Annotated in this window: 19 protein-coding genes and 3 pseudogenes; 12 read left to right on the forward strand and 10 right to left on the reverse strand. The window is 69.1% G+C overall.

Going from position 1 to position 20963, the window contains the following annotated elements:
• Window positions 1-339: 339 nt before the first annotated feature.
• The 3 genes and pseudogenes from ACIHEJ_RS37265 to ACIHEJ_RS37275 form a co-directional block, all read right to left on the reverse strand.
• The gene (locus tag ACIHEJ_RS37265) at window positions 340-3177 is read right to left on the reverse strand and encodes a hypothetical protein (RefSeq protein ID WP_400142227.1); all 2838 of its coding nucleotides are present in this window, start codon (window positions 3175-3177) and stop codon (window positions 340-342) included.
• Between the two features lie 495 nt (window positions 3178-3672).
• On the reverse strand, window positions 3673-5730 hold the full coding sequence (locus tag ACIHEJ_RS37270) for a tetratricopeptide repeat protein (protein WP_400142229.1): 2058 nt from the start codon (window positions 5728-5730) through the stop codon (window positions 3673-3675).
• Between the two features lie 211 nt (window positions 5731-5941).
• Window positions 5942-6200: pseudogene (locus tag ACIHEJ_RS37275) on the reverse strand (transposase family protein); the annotation flags it as partial.
• 107 nt (window positions 6201-6307) lie between these two features.
• Here ACIHEJ_RS37275 and ACIHEJ_RS37280 point away from each other — a divergent pair.
• The 3 genes and pseudogenes from ACIHEJ_RS37280 (at window position 6308) to ACIHEJ_RS37290 (ending at window position 8798) form a co-directional block, all read left to right on the forward strand.
• Window positions 6308-6607 (forward strand): hypothetical protein, encoded by a 300-nt coding sequence (locus ACIHEJ_RS37280; protein ID WP_400142231.1) that lies wholly within the window; start codon window positions 6308-6310, stop codon window positions 6605-6607.
• Between the two features lie 593 nt (window positions 6608-7200).
• Window positions 7201-7643 (forward strand): annotated as a pseudogene (locus ACIHEJ_RS37285) (VOC family protein).
• 585 nt (window positions 7644-8228) lie between these two features.
• A complete protein-coding gene (locus ACIHEJ_RS37290) occupies window positions 8229-8798 on the forward strand; it encodes a hypothetical protein (protein WP_400142233.1) in 570 nt (189 codons plus the stop codon).
• Between the two features lie 337 nt (window positions 8799-9135).
• On the opposite strand, the gene ACIHEJ_RS37295 is transcribed toward ACIHEJ_RS37290, so the two are convergent.
• A complete protein-coding gene (locus tag ACIHEJ_RS37295) occupies window positions 9136-9348 on the reverse strand; it encodes a helix-turn-helix domain-containing protein (protein ID WP_400142235.1) in 213 nt (70 codons plus the stop codon).
• Between the two features lie 373 nt (window positions 9349-9721).
• Here ACIHEJ_RS37295 and ACIHEJ_RS37300 point away from each other — a divergent pair, with 373 nt between their 5' ends.
• The 4 genes from ACIHEJ_RS37300 (at window position 9722) to ACIHEJ_RS37315 (ending at window position 13998) form a co-directional block, all read left to right on the forward strand.
• On the forward strand, window positions 9722-10756 hold the full coding sequence (locus ACIHEJ_RS37300) for a Tn3 family transposase (protein ID WP_400142236.1): 1035 nt from the start codon (window positions 9722-9724) through the stop codon (window positions 10754-10756).
• On the forward strand, window positions 10743-11405 hold the full coding sequence (locus ACIHEJ_RS37305; RefSeq protein WP_400142238.1) for a Fic family protein: 663 nt from the start codon (window positions 10743-10745) through the stop codon (window positions 11403-11405). Before ACIHEJ_RS37300 ends, ACIHEJ_RS37305 begins: the two co-directional genes overlap by 14 nt.
• Before the next feature lie 208 nt (window positions 11406-11613).
• A complete protein-coding gene (locus ACIHEJ_RS37310) occupies window positions 11614-12495 on the forward strand; it encodes an EamA family transporter (protein ID WP_400142240.1) in 882 nt (293 codons plus the stop codon).
• A 420-nt stretch (window positions 12496-12915) separates the two neighbouring features.
• The gene (locus ACIHEJ_RS37315; protein ID WP_400142242.1) at window positions 12916-13998 is read left to right on the forward strand and encodes a hypothetical protein; all 1083 of its coding nucleotides are present in this window, start codon (window positions 12916-12918) and stop codon (window positions 13996-13998) included.
• Between the two features lie 468 nt (window positions 13999-14466).
• Here ACIHEJ_RS37315 and ACIHEJ_RS37320 read toward each other — a convergent pair whose 3' ends face one another.
• On the reverse strand, window positions 14467-14958 hold the full coding sequence (locus ACIHEJ_RS37320; protein WP_400142244.1) for a hemerythrin domain-containing protein: 492 nt from the start codon (window positions 14956-14958) through the stop codon (window positions 14467-14469).
• Between the two features lie 182 nt (window positions 14959-15140).
• On the opposite strand from ACIHEJ_RS37320, the gene ACIHEJ_RS37325 reads away from it, so the two are divergent.
• Both ACIHEJ_RS37325 and ACIHEJ_RS37330 read left to right on the forward strand, forming a co-directional pair.
• Window positions 15141-15386, forward strand: coding sequence for a CBS domain-containing protein (locus tag ACIHEJ_RS37325; RefSeq protein ID WP_400142245.1), 246 nt, complete (start codon window positions 15141-15143; stop codon window positions 15384-15386).
• A 476-nt stretch (window positions 15387-15862) separates the two neighbouring features.
• On the forward strand, window positions 15863-16597 hold the full coding sequence (locus ACIHEJ_RS37330; protein ID WP_400142247.1) for a dienelactone hydrolase family protein: 735 nt from the start codon (window positions 15863-15865) through the stop codon (window positions 16595-16597).
• A 227-nt stretch (window positions 16598-16824) separates the two neighbouring features.
• On the opposite strand, the pseudogene ACIHEJ_RS37335 reads toward ACIHEJ_RS37330, so the two are convergent.
• Window positions 16825-17044 (reverse strand): annotated as a pseudogene (locus ACIHEJ_RS37335) (transposase); the annotation flags it as partial.
• A 217-nt stretch (window positions 17045-17261) separates the two neighbouring features.
• Here ACIHEJ_RS37335 and ACIHEJ_RS37340 point away from each other — a divergent pair.
• Window positions 17262-17897, forward strand: coding sequence for a hypothetical protein (locus ACIHEJ_RS37340; protein ID WP_400142249.1), 636 nt, complete (start codon window positions 17262-17264; stop codon window positions 17895-17897).
• Between the two features lie 164 nt (window positions 17898-18061).
• Window positions 18062-18346 (forward strand): transposase, encoded by a 285-nt coding sequence (locus tag ACIHEJ_RS37345; RefSeq protein WP_400142251.1) that lies wholly within the window; start codon window positions 18062-18064, stop codon window positions 18344-18346.
• Here the strand turns inward: ACIHEJ_RS37345 and ACIHEJ_RS37350 are convergent.
• Window positions 18343-18504 carry a hypothetical protein gene (locus ACIHEJ_RS37350; protein ID WP_400142394.1) on the reverse strand — a complete coding sequence of 54 codons (162 nt, stop codon included), beginning with the start codon at window positions 18502-18504 and terminating at the stop codon, window positions 18343-18345. The two genes, ACIHEJ_RS37345 and ACIHEJ_RS37350, sit on opposite strands and share 4 nt — an antisense overlap.
• Here ACIHEJ_RS37350 and ACIHEJ_RS37355 point away from each other — a divergent pair.
• Window positions 18445-18828: a transposase gene (locus ACIHEJ_RS37355; RefSeq protein ID WP_400142385.1), complete on the forward strand. Its 384-nt coding sequence runs from the start codon at window positions 18445-18447 to the stop codon at window positions 18826-18828. The genes ACIHEJ_RS37350 and ACIHEJ_RS37355 overlap by 60 nt on opposite strands.
• Here ACIHEJ_RS37355 and ACIHEJ_RS37360 read toward each other — a convergent pair.
• The 3 genes from ACIHEJ_RS37360 to ACIHEJ_RS37370 all read right to left on the reverse strand — a co-directional run bounded on the left by ACIHEJ_RS37360 (window position 18825) and on the right by ACIHEJ_RS37370 (window position 20945).
• Entirely contained in the window at window positions 18825-19283 is a 459-nt protein-coding gene (locus tag ACIHEJ_RS37360; protein WP_400142386.1) for a PPOX class F420-dependent oxidoreductase, read from the reverse strand. The two genes, ACIHEJ_RS37355 and ACIHEJ_RS37360, sit on opposite strands and share 4 nt — an antisense overlap.
• A 293-nt stretch (window positions 19284-19576) precedes the next feature.
• Window positions 19577-19999, reverse strand: a complete 423-nt coding sequence (locus tag ACIHEJ_RS37365) for an alpha/beta hydrolase fold domain-containing protein (protein ID WP_400142253.1) — start codon at window positions 19997-19999, stop codon at window positions 19577-19579.
• A gap of 76 nt (window positions 20000-20075) precedes the next feature.
• The gene (locus ACIHEJ_RS37370; RefSeq protein ID WP_400142255.1) at window positions 20076-20945 is read right to left on the reverse strand and encodes an alpha/beta fold hydrolase; all 870 of its coding nucleotides are present in this window, start codon (window positions 20943-20945) and stop codon (window positions 20076-20078) included.
• Between the last annotated feature and the right edge of the window lie 18 nt (window positions 20946-20963).

The raw sequence follows: 20963 nt of genomic DNA on the forward strand, positions 1-20963 counted from the left end.
CAGCGTCACCGACCCGGTGGCCAACATCACCGCCGCCGCCAACTACGCCGCACACCGCTACGGCTCCATCGACAACGTCAACTCCGCCTACTGACGAGAATTTTCAGGGCGTCCGCGCCTCTCACCCCCGACTTGTTCGTTCAGGGCGCGTCTGTGGGGCAAGGACGCTGATCGTCCGGTACCGGCGTGACGACGCCGACAGCGAGCCGAGCGGGCAGGGCGTGAGGAGCCCTCACGCCCGCTCAGCGTTCGGCTGGGGGAGCATCCCAGCGGTGAGGTTCAGTGCCGGGTGGACGACGCGCGGCGGCCCGGCTGGGGAGGACCGCGCACACTGCGGTATCAGGACGGGTCGTCCGTCGGGCAGGTGAAGCGGCCGTCGGAGCCCCAGTGGGTGACGCGCTGCGCGCCCTTGGCGAGTACACCGCAGGTGAGGTCGGTGAGTGGCTTGCCGTGGGAGGGAATCTCGCGGACGTGGATCTCCTTGTCCGGCGGGTAGTTGTGGTCGCTGTTCAGCGTGATGACGCCGGACTCGCCGACATACCGGGACACGCCCGGGTCCTGGAGCTGGGTGACCAGGGAACTGGGTGTGAACGCGGGATCGGTGGTGAAGATGGCGTCCATGATGTCGGAGAGGACGTTGACCGCGTCGTAGCCGAGGGCCGCGTCGTTCTCCGCGGACAGGTGGAACGCCGCGTGGAAGAGCCCTGCGAACGGTCCCTGTCGGTCCGGAAGGCTGAACTGGTTGTAGAACAACGTCAGCGCGTCGTACTCCTGCTGCATCCGTTCCGGATGCAGGGTCAGGTCCGGGGCCGGACTCTCCGCCAGGACCGCCACCCGGTTCTGGCGGGCGCGGCACCCCGGATCGCCCTGCATGTAATGGAACAGATCCTCCATGACGCCGGAGCGGCCTGCGTACAGGACGAACCCGTTGGTCCGGTGAACGAGTGCGCAGACCGTCTGGGCGACGTTCGAGGTTCGCCGGTCGTCCACCTCGCCGTACGGCACCCGGTACACGGGTCCGGCCGGCTTGTAGGCCGTGTCGAAGCGGTTGGCCAGGTCGTTGCTGAAGTACTTGTCGCTCGGGTCGTAGACCACTACGGCAGCCGGCGCGACGTGGCCCGAGGTGGGTTTGGCCAGGGCTCTCAGCCGGGGCGAGTGCTGGGCGAAGGAGGCCATGACCGAGGCGATGCGCGCGTCGGGTGGGGAGAGCTGGAAGTAGGACACGGGCGATTCGCCCTCCACCATCTGTTGGCCCGTGACTCCGGTGCCGAGGACGGCGAGGCCCTTGGTGCCCAGTTCGATCGCGGCCTGCTGGGACTCCGGCCGGCTCTGGGTCAGGCCCATGACGGCTGCGATGTGGTCCGTGCTCGCCCTGTCGAGGATCATCTGTGCGACGTCCACGGTGGTGTGATTGGTGGTGTTGAGACCGCCGCTGGAGCCGTAGCGGAAGTACTCGCCTGCGTTGGCCACGAGTAGCCGGACGGGCACCTGGGATTTCAGATGCCGGGCATTCACCTGCTTCTGGGCCAGCAGGGCGCCACGCAGCATCTGGAAGCCGGTCGGTACAGTGCGCTTCGACTCCGAACCCACACTGAGCGGTGCGAAGAAGACGAGCGTGCGGTAAGGGCGGCTCGTGTCGACCAGCGCGTTCTGCTCACCGAGGGTCCGCTCCAGCTTCCGCAGCTCCGGCGCGTACAGCCCGTGCGCGAGGTCGCAGCCGTCGGTACCGTCGGTGAGGCCCACGACCTGTCCGGTCGCCACCTCTCGACAGGAGGCGGGGGAGCGTTCGCCGGGCAGGAGGGACAGCACTGCCCGGTAGCCGGCGAAGCCGCCGGCGAGCAGCAAGGCGGCTGCGACGGTAGCGGCCACAGGCCGCCAACAGTCCCAGGCGGCGGCGCGCCGAGTCCTGACGACACGGTGCCCGGCGAGCCACTCCGCCGCGGTGCCGTCGTCCGGGGTCCGGGGCAGCGGGAGCACACACACGGCTTCGGCGCCCCGGCCTGCGATCGCCGCCGAGAACAGCGTGGCCACCGCACGGCCCGCCCGGTGGGTGCGGGAACCGCTCTGGGCCGGTACGGCTTGCGGTGCGGGAGGAGCGGCGTACGACGGGATGTCATCCGTGGCCGCGCCCAGTACGAGCAGCGGACTGGGGCCGGCGTCGCCGGCCGTGGCGGCGTAAGTGTCCAGGAGCTTGCGGCAGGCGGACCCGTCGCCGCCCACGGTCGGCAGCAAGAGGACGAACGACCATCCGCGCCGCGGGCGGCGCCGGCTCCACGCCGGGGGGCGTGCCGCCTTGGCCAGGTCGTGGATCAGCGCGATGAGCAGAACTTGGCGGACCACCGCTTCGTCGCGGGCAGCCATGACCGCCGACTCCGGGGGCTGCGTCCGTGCCGTGTCACGGGTGCGTGAGTACTGGTGCGCCGCGCGCAGGGCCAGCGCGGCGTCGAGGAAGCTGCGGCCGGGCTGGTTCAACCGGGCACCCAGCCAAGGATGCTGCCGGTCCACGCGTATGCCGTACCACAGGCGCCAGAGCCAACCGACCGGTACCGAAGTCACCCACCGCACGGCCGCCGCCCACGGACCGCCTACGGCGTCCCCGAGCTGCGCGGCTCCAGGGGCCGGCTGGAACCGCCGGGCATACCTGTCGACCAGCATCTCCCGAAGAGCTTTCCGGTCGGCTTCGGTGTCGTCCCCCACCGGTATCGGGGCACGCAGCACCGCCAGGAGGGTGTCGAACTCACGCAGCCGCAAGGTACCGGTCCGGTCCGGCATGGAGGTGCGCAGCTGACGGGCCACCTCCTCCACGAGGAGTACGTGAGGCCCGCCCGCGTCGTCCTCCCGCGGGCCGCCCCTGGCGAGAAGGGCGTCGTCGACGACCGCGTGCGGTACCAGGCCGGCGAGGTGCTGGACCGGATCGCGTCCCGTGGTCAGCAGCCGCTGACGGTACGCCAGAACCAGCGCGGTGAGCGCTGGGTCCGGTTCGGCGGTGCTCGCCGCCGGGCCTCCCTCCGGTTCACGGGCGAGGAGCACGGCCGGTAGTGCGCGCCCGCGAGAGCGCGCCCGCCACGGCAGGCCTGCCCGCCGATCGGTGACGTACCGGTCGAGCACGCGGATCAGCGCGTCGAACCCGTCGGGCAGGACGAGCTGTTGAGCGTCCTCTGGGGGTGGGTGCAGCACGCAGGACCTCCGTGAGTCATATGTCGGCGGACTGTTCGGCGAGCCTAGGGACGTAGCGGAGAAGGGGGAGACTTTATTGCTAATCGACCGATTCTGGAGCAATGTGAGTGCCTTCTGTCTGCCGGTGACGCTTCCCGCGCAGCCAGCAGCCCTGCATCGACGGCCCCCAGCCGGCGCCTACCTGCAAGCAGGCACGTCTTCTCCCTGGCGCCGCACATCCTCGACGGCTTGCCGGCCCTGCTCGAAGTCACCCACGGCGTTGCCCAAAGCGTCTGTGCCTCGCGTCAGTTCGCATCGGCATGCAAGTTGAGGTACGCGTGGGCAGGTGCCCGCCGGACGCGCGCAGCGACGGGTTCGTTCCGCTGTGGCCGATGCCGCTGACCTTCGGAGGGCTCGGGTTGGTGATCGCGGGGCCGCACGTGCAGCAGCCTCGTACCGGCGGGCGCTGTCGGCAGCAGTGGCTCGGCCGGACGGTGCAGGCCGACCACGTTCGCATCACTCCTGAGCCTGGCCGAGCATGAGTCGCGCGAGATGGATGTGGCGGTGTCCGGGCTCGAGGATGCGCTCCGCGTCCTGGAGGACCTGGGTCAGCAGCTCACACGCCTCCGCGGTGCGACCTTGGGCCATCAGCGCTTGGCACCTTTGCAGGCGGGTGTGTACGACGTGGGGGTGGTCTGGGCCGAGTACCCGGCTTCGGTCGATCACCAACTGCGCGAATGCCACCTCCGCCTCGTCCGCTCGGCCCGCCCGGGCAGCGAGTGCGGCCTGGCTGCTCACGATGGCGAGCGTGTGCGGGTCGTCCGGCCCGAGACAGCGCTGCGCATCCTCGAGAAGTCGACCCAGTTGGAGTTGGGCCCCGCCGAGATCCTCATGAAGGCTGGAGAACCAGATGAGACTGCGCCGGGTGGCGAGGACTTGGGGATGGTCCGGTCCTTCCAGCCGTAATCGGTCCTCCAGGAGAGCCCGCAGTTGCCGTACCGCTGTCCGGGTGTCGCCGGCCTCTCCGGCGAAGTAGGCCTGCTGATGCCGGGCGGCCAGCGTGTCGGTGTGGGTCGGTCCCAGCATCGCCGTCGTGTCGGCCACCAGTTCGCCGAACGCGGCTTCGGCCGCATGCGCGTCGCCGGCCTCCCCCTTGAAGAACGCAAGCTGGTGCCGGGCGGACAGTGTCTCGGGATGGCCCGGACCGAGGTCGGCACGCCTGCGCCGTACGACTTCCTCAAGATTGCGCACCGCCTGGCGCGGCCAGCCACGGTCTCCCACAGCGATCGCCAGCAGGAAGTCCGCGCCGGCGGCTCCCCCTTCCCGGGCCAGTCCGAGCGCTGTGACCGCGCGCGACAACTGGTTGAGCTGGTGGGCGACCAGCCCCATGTCGTAGGCGTCGGCGGGGCCGACACGGCCCAGCAGTGCCTCCCACAGATGATCCGGCACCGGCGGAAGGCGCGGCGTGTTCAGCAGGTAGTCGAACGCCATGTAGCCCTGACTGTAGTTGCCGACCAGCAGTCCGCTCGTGGCGTAGGCGGCCTTGCAGGCCCATTGCATCGCCTGCTCGAAGGGCTCGGGTTGCAGGTCCGGGCCGCCGCGCTCGGCGAGATACGGCGGATGGAGTTCCTGGAGCCACTGCCTGCTCACAGGGCGGCGCAGTCCCGCGCGGCGACAGTCGACCGCCGTGGCCACCACGGCCGCGCCGCGTGGGTTGGCCCCGGGCGCCCAGGCGTTCTCCCAGGCCGCAAGCAACTCGGGGCCCGCTGCGACGACTTCCGCAAGCCCGAACCGGTCGCAGCTCTGCAGGGCGAGTCGGATCCGCGGGTCGGCCCGATGCGCCGCGGCTCGGTGCTGTTCCGTCCTCGACCAGTGACGGGCGAGGCGGATCTTCCTCGCCTGGTCGAGCACCTCTCGCTGGACCCGCCACGCATCCCGGTCGGATCCGGTGAGCCTGCTCTCCTCCCGGGCGTCATAACGGCGGTACTCCTCCGAACGCATCGTCGCCAGCACCACGGCACACCCAGCCCGTCCCTGGACCAGCCCGGCCAGCATGGACGGGGTCACCCCGTCGGCGCCCAGGAAGTTCTCGAGATCGTCCAGCCACAGCACGGCGCGCCTACGGCGCCGGGCCACCTCAATGGCCGCAGCCAGAGCGGTCCTGGTCAGAGGGCGTACGAAAGCGTGCCGGGGAAAGAGTGACCGCGCGACCTCGTACGCCAGCCGCGTCTTTCCGGCGGTCGACTCACCCACGATGAGGACGAAGCCGCCTTGTGTCAGCGCCTCCCGCAACAGCGGCTCGGCATCACGCTCCACATAGGGGGGTGCCGGCTGCGCGTGCTGGCCCTCCGCGGGGTGCACGCCGGCCAGTTCGGGACGGTCCAGCTGGTGGAATGTCGGAATACGGCCCGCGGTGGTCCGCAGCAGGGCCGCGGCGTGCGAACCAGCCCGCTGTGGTCGCATGTGGTCCGCCACGAGGCTGTACACGGCCGTGACGGCGGCGCCGATTCCGGTGGCGAGAGGACCGGTCGTCCAGGTGGCGGCGAGTCCCAGCGCGCAGGCTCCGATCCCCACGGCGGTAAGGTACTTCAGCCAGCCGCGACTCGGGCCGGCTACTTGGCGGCGATACGGCAACACGCTGCCCCCCGGGCGTGAGTGGGTGTCCATTCTCGTCGTTGCGTCGGCCCTGTCGACAGTTGCTGGGCGAGAGTTGTCCGTCCGCCGGGGCGTCGGCCGGCTGTCACAGACCTACGAGGTCCTCCACTCCGGTGGCGATGAGCGAGGCCTTGTCGGCCCGGCACCGGACGCCTGCTGCGGCAAGGGCGTCGACGATGCCGTGTTCACGGGCACCGCGGATGTCGTGGACAGCGCCGCGCACTGCCGGAGATGCCCGCAGCAGGCGGCCGAGTGGATCGGCGACGACTTCTTGCAGGTCCATGCCGTGCTTCTTGTGGTTCCCGGAGTAGAAGAGCTGGTCGGCAGCTGTGCGGCCGAACGGCAACAGGGTTCCGTCGAGCAGGAACGAAAGCCTTCGTCGAGGCGGCTGCCAGGATCTTCACCGCACTGGCAGTCCAACTCGCGGACACCCCGGTAAGTTCGGTCACCCCGGTAAGTTCGAAGAGACTCACACACCGACTGACATGGGGTGACCGTGCCGTCCGAGATCGGTTCGCAGTCCGTCAGGGAAGCCGCCCGGCGCATCGTGGATCTCGTGCTCACCGAGGACGACGTCTACCTCGACAGCCTTCCGGACGACGTCGAGGCCTCCATCGCCGTTCCGTTGATCGAGGTGGCGAGGATGCTGGGCGAGCCTACCGGCGACAAGGAGTTCCGGGGTAGCGTCCGGCTCCTGCTGGAGGTGGGCGCGGTCGTGGCGCCCCGCATGCCGACCGAGCTGCGTGACCTGTTCGAGGAGCTGCGTTTCGCAATGCGGGGTGTAGCCGTGCGCTGAACGGAATCCGGACGAGAGGGCTGGTCGAGTCTGGGCAGAACGAGACCTGGGAAGGATGAGGTTCAACCGGGTTGAAATAGGCTCATGGCCGCCGTGTGCGGCACCGGACCGCCTGAAGACGTTGGACATCTGCTTCTGGATCCCAGACATCGACGGCGGAATCGCCTCCAGCCACCGGTGATCACGGTGCGCCCCGCACGAGCGGGACCAGGGCCGCCACCACGCCGGTGGAAGCACGATGCCGATCGTCCGCTCGCCGTAATGGGCGTCCTCAGGGCGTAGCGGCGATGAGACGAGCGCTCCGTCCAGTTTCCATGCCGCGTCGTGATGGCCCAGTAGGTGGAGGGGAGCGGGCACACCCGCTGGTTCAGGTGCCGACCCGGGCGGCGCGGCCTGGACGGATGCGGCGAGGGTGAGCGGCACAGGGAAATCCACCCGCCAAGGGCGACCCGGCACCATAAATTGAATCAGGGAGGCGCGATCCGGATTTTCCGGAGTTCGACGGTCCGCGGATGTCGAGAACGCGCCGCCGGTTCCGTCCCGGCGACATCAGCGGCCATCACCGGCCGCACGAGGAAGAAGGAGGAACCCGCATGGCGATTCAGCGGATGGACAACGTCGGCATCGTCGTCGAGGACATGGATGCCGCCATCGCGTTCTTCGTGGAACTCGGTATGGAACTGGACGGCAGGGCGGAGGTCGAAGGCCTCTTCGCCGACCAGTGCACCGGGCTCGACGGCGTCCGTTGTGACATCGCGATGCTCCGGACCCCTGACGGTCACAGCCGCGGCTCGAGCTGGCGAAATACCGCAGCCCCGCGGTGATCAGCGCCGGGCCGCCCAACCGGCCGCACAACATTCTGGGCACGCACCGCGTCATGTTCGCCGTCGATGACATCGAGGACACCGTTGCCCGCCTGCGCCCTCACGGCGCCGAACTGGTCGGCGAGATTGCCCGGTTCGAGGACAGCTATCTGCTCTGCTACATCCGCGGCCCGGAGGGCATCATCGTCGGACTGGCCGAGCACCTGCGCTGACAAGAGGAACCGATCCATGCAGCCGAACGACATCATCGAGGTTCTGAACCGCCCGATCAGCCAGCCCGTAACCTGACACGCCTTGCCTGCGTCGCCAAGGACGGAACCCCGCGCAACGTACCGGTCAACTTCACCTGAAACGGGTCGCACATCGTCATGGGTACGACGAAGGACGCGCCCGGACTCCCGCGGCCACGTCCAGTCATGGGCGATGCCTTCCACGGAAGCACGGCGGCTGGCAGGCACACGGGCACCCGCCGGCTCGGCCGTGGACGGGGCAGGTCACCCGCCAGACACCCCAGCCTCAGCTCTGAAGCGGGTGTCGCAGGTTCGAATCCTGGGTGCCATGTGGGGTGTGGCGCGGTGAAATCTAGGGTGTTCACCCGATGTGCCCCCCGCTGCGGCAGGGCATACTGCCGAAAGAGCCCAGACGCCGGGTGTCCCGGAATTCCTCCCATTGCGCCGCCGAAATGACTCCGGCAGCTCATCAGGTCGAGACCTGGTGGCGCATTCTGCGATCAATTCCTTTCACGATCGAATTGGGTTGCCTACCGGCAGGATTCTAGTCATGGGAAAGGAATCGTCATGTCTCACAAGCTCGCAAAGCGTGCGGCGCTGTTGACCGCATCGGCTGCACTGGCGGCAGGAGGTGCTCTGGGGCCCTCTGTCGCATTCGCCACCCCGGCGACTACGGGGACTTACACGGCGGCGCGTATGGACAGTGGCGGCTGCGTGTACAACAACGCCAGCAACAGTTGCAACCCCACCGGCACCGGCACCGGCAGTGGCAGTGGGAACGGCTCCGGCAGCGGCAGCAGCAGTGGGGGCGGCAATGGTGGGTGCGTTTACAACAATGCGAGCAACAGTTGCAATCCCACGAGCACCGGCACCGGCAGTGGCAGTGGGAGCGGCTCCGGCAGCGGCAGCGGAAACAACAACGGTGGGTGCGTTTACAATAACGCCAGCAACAGATGCAACCCCACCGGCAGTGGCAGTGGCAGTCGCGGAGACGGGAACGGCAGGAACAACAACACCGGTACGAAACAGGGGAATAACGGCAACGATCACAAGTGGAGCTGGCGCGGAAACAATCGCACGAACACTAGCAACAAGTGCAATGTCGGAAACAACAACATCAATTTCAATTCCTGCTGAACTTTCGAATCCGACGGTCGGCTGGATTGAGATGCAGAGCTTCCCATGGGTGAAACGGGTGCTCGGGGTGTAGCGGCGAGGAGTACGACGCCCAGTGGCGTCGCTGTCGCGAGGCGATCGAGGCCGCGCAGGCGGCCGCCTGCGTCAGGGACCGCTGCAGCTCGCACCAGTTGTCCTCCGCCGCCTCAGCGTGTGCGATGGCCCGCGGACCGCACCTGACGAGTCCAAGAGGGCATCGGCTGCAGTGAGGGCCTGGCTCACCGCAGATCACCGTATGCCTCGCTGCCACCGGCCCCCGCGGTCCGCGCCGGCGGCAGCGCTGGCGATACGGCGGCTGTCAGCCCACCGGCCGGGTGGTGCCCGAGCGCACATCGCCTCCACGGGACCGCAAGGGGACTCCCGCTTCGGTGAGGACACGATGCACGAAGCCGTACGACTTGCCGTGGGCGTCGGCTATAGCACGAATTGACTGCCCGTCCTCGTACTCCCTGGCCAAGCTCTGGGCCAGCTCCTCGCGCGCGCCACCAGTGATCCACTTTCTCTTCTGCACGAATAGCTCCTCTCGCGACACGTCTCGGGATTGATCACCGATTGCCCACATCGCCGCGACCCATGTGGCCAAGACGCGGCCGAGTGATGGGCTGCGGAGTACGGAGGTAGTCTCGGCTCGGCGCCAAGCCGTCATCCCATGTGGTAAGTCGGCGGCATTCGGCGAGTCAGGCCATGGTTCGTTCGACCGTCCAAGGACGACGGCCGAGCAACTCGGAGCGACTCTGGCTCGATACGTCGGCCGCGGTCCTGCTTGGCCTGTCGTCGCTCTCCGATCGTGGCCGCGAACCCGTTGGGGCGGAGAGCAGTGGCGCCAGCGGTTTCCATCAGCGGCGACGGGCTCGGGCCGGGACGGGGCGGACGCCGAGGCGCAGGTGCTCGACCTCAAGACCCCGCACCTGCAACGGCTCATCTCCGACGACGACTACCGTCGGATGCTCGGCAAGCGGCTGCACATCACCGAGGCCCGTCACTGTCTGCTCCGGATGTTCTTCTTCGACCGGCGTGGCGAGGTACGGCAGCACTACCGCGGGGGCATGGAGGACCAGTGGCCGCGCGGGGTGCCGGCCGGGAAAACCATTCGCCACCGCGGGGCCTGCGGGCCGAGACTGGGAGGGCTGATCACATCGGACAGGAAGAGCAGGCCAGCGCTGACGTACAACCGAGACTCCCTGCCCTTCCCCGAGAACCTCGTGCCGCCTGCCGCAGGCCTGCGGAGCTGGGATGACCTCGACCCGGCCCGCCACCCGTTCCGCTGGGACGCGGACGAGGAAGCGCGTCTGCGCACGCTGGTCCGCGAGTGGGTGCCACCCGTGCTCTCAGGCATGGCGGGCTGGTGGCAGGGCGAACGCTGGTGCGAGAAGCAGCTGGATGCGATCATCCGGGGTCGCTATGGGAACTGGGCCCAGGGATGGAACTGGTGCTACCTGTACGGCGGGCCCATCGGCAGCTGGGTCACCGGGCCGAGCTCGGTGACCACCCCTGAGGAGACCGCGGCACGCGTCGTAGCCGCGCTGCTGGAGTGGCGCCAGTGGCTGGAGGACATGGCCCGGCGATTCGCCGAGTTGGCGCCGCCGCCCGAAGCCTCTCCCGAAGATCGCAGCTGGCATGTGGAGCGGGCCTGCGTCCGCCTGGTGACCGTTGCCCTGGACTCGGGCGCCGAGGGCGGCTGGCACGGGCAGGCCGCGCAGGTCCTGCGCTGGTTCCTCAACAGCACCGGCTCGGACCAGGTAGAAGCCGAGCAGGCGGTGGAGCGTGCGATCGGCGGCCGGTTCGAGAGCTGGGTCACCCCGGGACGGACAGTGATCGAATCTGTTGGGGAGGACCTCGCTGTCGGCCTCACCGGCCATGCTCCCTATCAGGATCACCGTGATCGTGCGGCCTTGGAGGATTTCCATGACCGCGGCTGACAGTCTTTCGATCTGGCTGCGCGTGCGCCGTGACATCGACTGGCACCAAGCACCAGCCCTGCAGCGGGTTCTACCTGTGCGCGACGGGTTCCGGGCCTGGTGCGAAGGGCCGGTGCACCGACGCGACCCCGTTCGAGCGAAGCGTCTGCTCACCGCCCACGCTCTGGCCCGCGCCGATGCCGCACGCCGTGCTCCGCTGGACTTCGCCCGGCTGGCCGCTTGGCAGCGAGAGGTCCTCGGCGAAGCAGAGGCACCGTTCCGCACGAACGACGCCTATGCGAAGGGCGGCCGTGAGCGCTACGGTCTGACTCCGCGCACCCGGGCCGACTTCACCGCCTGCCTGGGCGAGGCGACCGGCCCAGAGGTCCCGTTGGCAGCCCGTGCGGCCCGTGTGTACCTCGACGTGGCGTTCTTCCACCCCTTCGCCGACGGCAATGCCCGCGCGGCCCTGCTGGCCCTGGTCCACGTCCTGGCCCGCGAGGACATCGTGCTTCCGGAGGTCGGCCCTCTCCAGACCACCCGCTATGCGGATGACCCCGCGGGCGCCGCCGACCTGGCCACTCTCATCGGCGTACTCAACCGCCGCCGATCCTGGAGCACGTCCCCCCGCCCCGCCCGCCGGCCACCCGACATCGCGCAACGGCGCTGACGACCCACCGGGTCACCGCCGGGGCACCACCGCCAAGTCCGCCGGGGCCGAACCGGCGCGCCACCCGTCACCAGCGGCGGCGCGGGCGCGACCAACCCGTGCCGCCGGAAGGAGCCCAGTAGCCATCAGTCAGTTCCCCACGCCTCGCGTCCGCGCCGCCGCGGCGATCAGCCGGGGACTCGGGGCCGTACCTGCCCCGGGACTCGTCATGGGCGGTGTCCTGGGTCTTCAGTGCGGGGCCGCGCTCACCACCCGTCTCTACCCTGCCGTGGGTCCGGCCGGAGTGGTGACCCTGCGGCTGTGCCTCGCCGCGCTCGTCCTCGTTGCCCTGTGGCGACCACGGATCCGGGCCGACCGGTCCACCCTCGGCATCATCGGCACCGCGGGCACGCTCCTGGCGCTGCACCACCTCGCCTACTACGAAGCGGTCGACCGGCTGCCCCTCGGCGCCGCCACCACCCTGGAGTTCCTCGGCCCCTTCACCATCGCCCTGTGCGGCTCCCGGCGCCTCTGCGACCTGCTGTGGGCGTGCCTGGCGGCGACCGGTGTCGTCCTGCTCAGCCATTCCGGCACGACCCTCGATGTGGCCGGAGCGGTCTGCGCCGCCGTCGCCGGGTGCTGCTGGGGCGGATACATCCTGGTCGGCAAACGGCTTGCCGAACGCATCCCCGACGGCCGTGGCCTCGCCCTGGCTGTCGCCTGGGGAGCACTGCTGAGCCTGCCGTACGGTGTCGTGCAGGCCGGTACTCGTCTCCTGGCGCCGGGCACGCTCGCCGTCGCCGCTGTGGTGGCCGTCCTCTCCAGCGTCCTGCCGTACACCTTCCACCTGGAGGCGCTGCGCCGGCTCCCGCCCCGCGTCTTCGGCGTGCTCACCAGCCTGGAGCCGACGGTCGGCGCGCTGACCGGCCTGTTCCTCCTGGGCCAGCACCTTGCCGGGACGCAGTGGGCGGGCGTCGCCGCGGTGGCTCTCGCCTCGGTGGGGGCCACGCGCGAAGCGGCCCCCGAGAGGCCCGACCGGGCGCCGGCCGAGGAGAAGGCCGCGCCGACCACGACACCAGGGACCTCCGAGTCCGGCTCCCCGCGAAGGTGACACCGAGGGGGGCAGGACCGCTGGTCCGGGTCCTGGGACGACGAGGTGTCGTCCCAACACTGGGCTGAGGGACAGTCCCCGTGAACGGCAGCTCGCGGCGGCCGAGCCGCGATTGCGGACCACCCTGCTGAGCATGGCGCCGTACTCCGGCCCTGGCGGGGCGGTGGGACGGGGACGTCGGCTGCATGAAAGGCCCTGGGACGGGCGACATGTGGCAGCGAGCGGTTGAACTCCTCCAGCGCGGCGATGGCTCCGTTTCTTGGCGAGAAGGGCTTACGGCGCGCCAGATCTCAAGCCTCGTCCACCTCAGGCGCCGCTTGCCGGGCGACGACTCCGATGCGGCCGCACTGCAGGCGCGGTCGGATCGATCCGGCAAAGTGCTCTTGTCTCAGGTGATCGACGGCCGGGATCATGCGGGCCATGATGCTGCTGTTCGGTCTCCTCGGCGTGGCGGCCGTTTCCCTTGCCTGGCGGATCGGAACTGGACTGCGCCAGGTGGGAGGTGAGCTGTGGGTTCGGGCCCGCTTCGACCCGACGGCCTACGGGCTGCCCTCTCGTGAGCAACTCGACGCGGGCCGTTCCGGTCCACCCCCGCCTGCTGACCGTGCCGTGGCCATCAGCGCCGTTGCTCAGGCCGCACGGAACGGTGACTGGCGAACCGCGGCCGCCTACGTGGAGGAGGCCGACCGGGACTGGGACGAGCGCTGGTCCCGGCTGGAGCTCTTGCGGCAGTTGGCCGATCAGGACGATGCCTGGCTGAATGCCTGGCGTGCCGCCCGGCCCAGGGACTGCGCAGCCGCCACTGTTCACGCGTACCTGCTCCTTGTCCGGGCCTGGGCGGTGCGGGGCAGCGGATACGCGCACACCGTCCCCACCGAACGCATGAGCCACTTCACGGCTCTGCTCGGGGAGGCGATGGACGCGGCCGAGACGGCTGCGCCGCTCGCATCCGACGACCCCGGGCCGTGGGTCGTGCAGATCGCGGCCGCCCGTGGGCTGCGCTTCCCCCACGACCGGTACCAGCAACTGTGGTTGGAGTTGTACAAGCGCGCCCCCCACCACTGGGTGGGGCACGTTCAGGCGCTGCAGTACTGGTCTGCCAAATGGGCCGGGTCCGACAAGCTGATGCTGGACTTCGCCGAACGCGCCGTGCACCGGGCACCGGTCGGCAGTCCTCTCGCCGGTCTCTACCTGCTCGCCCTGGACGAGCTCGACCAGCGGCCCCGCAGTGCCACGCTTCCGCCCGCGCGTGTGGTCAACGACATGCTGGAGAGCGTCGCCCGGTCACTGGACCAGGTCCCCGCCCACGACGAGCGCCTGCCTCGGATGCGCCATCTGTTGGCTCACCGCCTGCTCGAAGCGTGGTGCTACGAGGCCGCGCTGCAACAGTTCCGGCGGATCGGACCGTGGTGTGGCGCAGAACCGTGGACGAAGCGCCGCCGTCCGGCCGCGGCGTTCGACCGGGCTCGGGCCATCGCCGCGAGACGATCCCGACGGAGCTGACGCGGACGCCGGACCCGCGAAGCAGTGGCCGCGGCGTCGCACGGAGCTCGGGGTCGGCGTTGTCAGCGAGGCCGGCGAGCAGTTCGCGGGCGCCGGGGGTGTTCAGGACGACGAACTGGACATGGGGCCGGAAACCGTCGAGGCCGAGGATGTCGCGGACGGCGAGGTCGCTGAGCCGGTTCGCGGACGTCCTCGATCCGGTCAGAAGCGGTGTCTGAGCCTCGCATGACAAGATGGACGGCCCCCGGTGTTGCAGCGATCACACGGCAGCCTCGCGGCCCCGACCAAGGCGCCGGCCCTCCTGCCGCAGCCAGTGGCACCGGTGACCAAGGTCGTGACCTTGCCGCTGTCGGGCAACCTGAACCGGGATGTTTCATCCTGGGTGTCGCGTTCGCGGCACAAGCGGCTTGGCTGCGCGGTCCGGACGGGTCCGGTCCGTGGAGCCGGACCCCCTGTGCCAAGGTACGGTCACGGGTTGACGATGCGGCGTACGTTGTCGGTCGAGCCGCAGTCGGTCTTCAGCTGACGCTCACGCTCTTCCAGGAATGCCGCTCCCAGTTCCTCGCGCCGTTCCATCGTCACGTTCTCACGTGCGCCGTTGAGGATGGTGCGCTCCTCCTCATCGGCGTGGTGGGTGACGGCCTCCACCAGGTCCTCCAGCTTGGAGTCCCACTCCTCGGAGCCGACCTCCTTCACCTCCAGGAGGTCCAGGAGGGCCTTGTTGCCCTCGTCGTGCTCGTGCTCGCCGTGCTCGACTTCTTCGTCGTCGATGTTCTTGTACCTCTTCAGGGCCGGATAGACCTTGGCCTCTTCGGCCAGCGCGTGGGCGATCAGCAGGTCCGCGAACTCCCGAAGTGCGGCGGCCCGGTCGGCTTCGACGCTGCGCATCAGGCGGAACAGGTCCTCCATGCGCCGGTGGTCCTGAAGGATGAGTTCGACGACGTCCTGGGTCTCGGCCATGGCAGGGCATCTCTTTCGTGCGAACGGCTGGGGTCACTTCCGCTTACCCTCATCGCCCGCGTTGATGACTTCCCGGTTCCACGGCACAGCACCCCTGCGCTGCCCTGTCCGGACGCGCCGCACCTCTTCTCCACCCAGAGGCGGGAGAACGGACGCGAGCGCTTCGGGCGGCGCGGGACATCGTGAACGGCGGGGCAGAGTGCATCGGCGAGCAGGAGTCGGTGCTGGACGCCGCCCGCAAGATGAGGGACCTCGGAGTCGGGGCGCTGCCGATCTGTGGTGGCGACAACAAGCTCAAGGGCATGCTCGGAGCGGGCGAGGACCCCGTCTCCTGTCCCGACGGTGGCCTCGCTCTGGGCGCGGCCACCGTCGGCGCCGCCGACGACGTGGAAGAGATCCTGCGCACGAGGACCGCCGCCTGCCCGTGATCGACGGACACGACCTGGTCGGCATGGTGACCCAGGCCGACGTCGCACGTCCCCTGCCCGATCCCAAGGTCGGCGAGCTGCGCCAGGCGCTGTCCACCGATTGAGCCGGGCGTGCCACCAGGCCCCGGCCGCCGTACGGGATGCGTGGCATGGCGGCCGGCACCCGCGACATCGACGCCGCCCTCATCACCGCCCGCCATCAACTGTCCGGCGCCCGCAGGCTGACTGCCTGCTCACCGTTTCGTGAGCCGGGCTGTGGACTGGGGGTGCTGGCGTCGGCTTTGTTCGGTGGACTAGGTTGTGGGGGTGACTACCGGGACGGCATTGCGCCACACACGGATCGGTGACCCGGTGCTCTTCTGAGCGCCGTACGGGCCAGTGCGGGCCCGCTGTGCGATCGAGGTCCTTGCGCTGCTGCGCGGGCTCCGCCTCCTTCGGGTTGATCACAGGAGACATCAACCACGACAGGAGAGTTCATGCCCACCAAGATGTTGCAGATTCCCACCGCGGACGGCCAGGCCGATGCCTTCGCCGCCTTCCCCGACGACGGTGAGCGGCACCCAGGGGTGCTGATGTACGCGGACGGCTTCGGCATCCGGCCCGTGCTGCGGGAGATGGCCCGCGAACTGGCCGGCCACGGGTACTACGTGCTCGTCCCCAACTTCTTCTACCGGCACGGCCCGGCACCTGTGGTCGAACTTCCCGAGTACATCGGAGAAGAGGTCCGGACCGCGGTCATGGGCCGGCTGATGCCCCTGATCGAGGCACATACCATCGAACGGACCCTGCGCGACGCCGAGGCCTACCTCAGGTTCCTCACCACCCAGCCCGAGGCCGGCGCCGGACCCGTCGCGGTGACTGGCTACTGCATAGGCGGCCTCCTGGCGGTGCGCACCGCCGCGGCCCATCCCGGCCAGGTGGCCGCCGTCGCCGGATTCCATGCCCCCGTGGGCGCCGCCGGGCCCGACAGCCTGCGCCGCCTCACCGCCCAGGTCCACTTCGGCCACGCCGAAACCGACCTGACGCCCGAGGCCCTCGGCGAACTCAACCAGGCCCTGGACGCCGCGGGTGTCGACCACACCTCTGAGATCTACCCCGACACCGTCCACGGCTTCACCATGGCCGACACCGACGCTTTCAACCCCGCCGCACTGCAGCGTCACTGGGACCACCTGCTCCCCCTCCTCGGCCGCACTCTGGCCAACGGTTGAGATTCAGGTTCGGAAACCGAACCTGAAGTGCACGGCTCCGCAGTCCCGGGACGTGTTGCGAGAGTGCTGGTCACAGCCACTCATTGATGGCTGCGACCAGCACGGTTGCTTCGTGGCGGACGGCAGGCTTGTCGTATGTCGTGGCGACCGCGCGGTGGCGTTCGAGACGATTGATCCCGCACTCCACCGCGTGGCGCTCTTTGTAGCCGGGCGGGTCGAACTTCGGCGGACGCCCTTTTGCGGGCGTCGGCCGCGTGCTGGCGGCGCGGGCGATGGTGGAGTCCACCGAGACGTCCCAGGTGATCAGACCCTTCGCGTCGGCCCGGGCCTGGAGTTGTTCGAGGATCCGGTGCCAGACGCCGTCGCGCTGCCAGAGGCGGAAAAGGCCATACACCGTCCCCACGGCCCATAGCGTTCCGGCAGGTCCCGCCACGGTATGCCAGTCCGAGTGCCCGAACCGTGTCCCGACGGCGTCGCGGACCGAAGGCACCGTTTCTGATGGAGAGGTGAGGTCAGCGGGGGCCTTGAAGGGACCTGCTGTCGGTGCCGTGTGGCAATCTCCGGTCATGACTTACGACCTTGCCCTCCAACAGTAACCTTCCCGGTCACGGCACTAGCTTTCCTCCTCGCCAAGCTTGAGCGACGTGGATGTGAAGGAGCGCGGATGAGCGTGATGGGGGTCTGGGTGGTCGGCATCGTGGCGGACGATCCCATCGAGGAGGCGCGTCGCAGATTTCCCGACGCGGCAGGCGCCCACGGCATGTGGCCGGCGTCGTCCGCCGACATAAGCCAGTGGTGCGATCCTCTCGAGCCCGCGAAATTGCTCGACGGGACACCCGAGCGGCCGTCGCGCATTGACGAAATCCTGCGCTTTGCCGACGCGGTCGACAGAGTCCGGAACGACGAGACCGAGGTGGACGAGTTTCAGGACTACCTGCTTCACGCGGTCCCGCAGCAGGAGAGCGAAGGCATGTTCTGCGCTGCCGTACCCAGGGGCGACGGCGCGGCGGCGCTGATGTGGGGGCTCGGTCGCGACACGACACTCCGAGTTCCAGGCTGCTGCGGGCAGTTCCTGTTCGATGCCGCCCAAGTACGGGCTGCGCTCCCGACGGCCGAGCAAGCGCTCGTCCTTCACCCTCCGCGTCGGGCCCGCGTGGCCGCCCGGATCCGGCTGTGGCTGGACGAGATGGCGGACGACCCGAACTGCGACATCGACGAGTTGATCGACGGCCCGCTTCGGGTGCTGCGTTACGCGGCGCGCACGGGAGTCGGCGCAGTCGGGCTCACTCTCTGGTTCTGACAGGAACTCCTGGAGGCCGTGGTCCCTGCTCGCAAGATCACGATCTACGGCTGGAGTACCAGGACCTGTTGCGAAAAATGGATCAAGGTCCTGGATGATCACCATCTGTGGGGCGTGGTGATCCGACGAACGGCCAATGGGCCCGCTTGGAACCCTTGCTGCCCATGGGTAAGAAGCCGGGCCGTCCGCGAACCTGGACGCGTCGGCAGCTGCTCGACGGCATACGGTGGCGGACCAGGACCGGGGCACCGTGGCGGGACGTGCCCGAGCAATACGGACGGTGGGACCGGGTCTACGACCTGTTCCGGCGCTGGCAGCGCAACGGCACTTGGAAGCGCATCCTGGAGCGACTGCAGGCCGAAGCGGACGCGAAGGACCTGATCACCTGGGATGTGAGCGTGGACTCCACCATCGCCCGGGCCCACCTGCACGCCGCCCGGGCGCGTTAAGAGGGGATCTGCAGAAGGAGCTTCCCGGCGGCGTCGATGTGGAGCCCGACGACCACGCCCGCGGACGCTCCCGCGGCGGCCTGACCACCAGGCTGCACCTGGCGGTCGAGCAGGGACGTAAACCGCTGTCCCTGCTCGTCACCGTCGGCCAGCGGCATGACAGCCCCCAGTTCCAGCCGGTCCTGGACGCCGTCCGCGTGCCCCGAATCAGGCAGGGCCGACCACGCTCCCGGCCGGCCAAGGTCCGCGCCGACCGGGCCTACGGCTCGCGCGCGAACCGCGCCTACCTGCGCAGACGCAGCGTACGGTGCACCATCCCGGAGAAGGCCGACCAGATCCGCGACCGCCACAGGCTCGGTCCCCTCGGTGGCCGCCCGCCGAAATTCGACAAGATACGACAAACTCGCCGTCCGCTGTCACGCGATCGTGCCGGTCGCAGTGATCAACGAGTGGCTGTGACCAGCACGGGCCCCGAAACCTAGCCGTTGATGTCGAGAGCTGTTCCGTACAGCCGGTCGACCTTCAACCGGATGACCACTCGGCGCTCGGCAACCAACTGCTCCAGAAACGCGTCTTCGTCCTCCGGCTTCGCGGCCTGCGGAATCATTCCGAGCAGTTCCCGACCAGCCGCATCGCCAGCAACCGTCGTGATCTCGGAGACCTCGGCTTCGCCTTCAGCGACGGCGAACGACCACACGTCGCCGCCCTGCACATGCAGCGCCGCACGCGGGTCGCGCCGCAGGTGCCTGACCTTGATGCGGTCGGCCGTCGTCGAGAACCGCACGATGCGGGCCTCGGAGTCCCAGCTGTACAGCACCGTGGTCAGATGGGGATGGCCACTGCGCTTGACGGTGGCGAGCGTGCCGAACTGCTGCTCGCCAAGCAGGTTGGAGAGGGCCTTGTCGGACAGTGGGCGAGGCGCAGGTCCTTGAGTCATGGCCTGATCAACATCCATGGCCGCCCAACAATTTCCTGGACACTGTGTGCCTGATCCCCACTTTCACAACACGCCCTAATTGCCCATGAAGGGCACGCAGACAGCCCGGCAGGGATCGGTGACGTCGCGGATCATCACGACTCCGGCGGACCTGGGGCGTCGAGCACAACGGCTCACGTCGTTTCGGTCATGCTCTCTTCCTGGTTGGCTCGCAGCAGTGAGAGATGTGACCGGCAGACGTTCTCGTCACGGGGCGAGTGCCACCCCGCCTCCGGCGGACTCCCCGATCACGATCAGTTCGTCGGCGCCGACACCCGAGTCCAGCGCGCTTCATAAGACGTCGCGGCACCGGTCGCCGCGGCCGGAGCCGGGTGCTCCGGCGCGAGCCGGTAATCCACCGTGACGACCGGCAGTCCCGATCGCCGGGCGATCTGGGTCACCAAGCCCAAGGAACTGTCCGCCGAACCCGGAGCGAACGCGGCGCCGTGGAAGTAGAGCGCGGTGCCGACCGGTTGCGGCGCACCGCTGATCGCGACCGACAGCGCGGCTACACCCGCCAGATCGAGCTTCTCGACGATGGCGTCGGCGGGCACCGGCTGCGAGCTTGAGCTGAGGATCTGTTCGAACAGCGGCCGTTGGACGCCGAGATCGCCGCCCAGGTCGAGCGGCGACTTCCGCAGGAGCTCGCCGACCTGCTCGCGTAGCTCACGAGTCATGCTGTCACCTGCCTGGTTCCGAGGCCGGTGCGGTGTGGAAGTTCGACCGGGCCGACGACGACGGTGTGCTTGTCCGTCAAGTGCGTGCCTCCGCCGACTTGACGTGCTGCGCTACCAGTGCCGAAAACTCTTCGGGCTCGTCGATCGGAACGATGTGACCGGCGTTGGGCAGCAGGCTCGCCGTCAAGTTCTCCGTGAACGGCGTGAGTTGCCGCGCGGTGACCTCGCCGACCGCGTCTCCGCCGATCGTGAGCACCGGAAGTGTGAACGCGTTCTGCGTCACCCACGAGGAGATCCAGCCCGCGTTCGCGGGCATCGCGCGGTAATGCTCGAAAGCGGCCCGCAAGGACTCCCGCCCGCAGTACGCCTCGACGATCCGGGCGGTCAGCGCCTCCGAGAGCCCGCGGCGGCTTCCGCCGTCGAGGAAGAACCGGATGTAGTGGTTCTCCCGTCCCGCCAGCAGGTCCTCGGCGAACCCGCCCGGCACCGAGTGGAGCCCGAACCACCAGGGCGCGCCGTTCGCCGTGAAGGACTCGGCGCCGGGCAGAGTGCCGATCATCGCCTCACTCAGCGTCAGGCTGGACACCCGGTGCGCATGGGCCGCGGCCAACGTGAACGCCGGTGCGGCGCCGAGGTCGATGCCGACGACGTGCGCCCGGTCGATGTCAAGCGCGTCGAGCACCCCGACCAGATCCCCGGCGAGCTCGGTCGCCAGGTAACCGCCAGCCGCTCGGTCGCTGTCTCCCAGACCGCGTAGATCCGGCGCGACGACACGAAGTCCGGCCGCCGTCAGCAGCGGCGCGACTTCGGACCAGATCGCCCGCGTGTGCGGAAAACCGTGCAGCAGCAGGACTGCGGGGCCCTCACCCGCCACCTCGACCGCGAGGCGGACGCCGTTCACCGAGATGTACCGCGCTCGGGCACCCGCCAGGTGGGCAGTCAACATCGTTCATCTCATCCATTC

The sequence above is a fragment of the Streptomyces sp. NPDC052301 genome (genome assembly GCF_044593395.1).
In the GTDB taxonomy this organism is placed as follows: Bacteria; Actinomycetota; Actinomycetes; order Streptomycetales; family Streptomycetaceae; genus Streptomyces.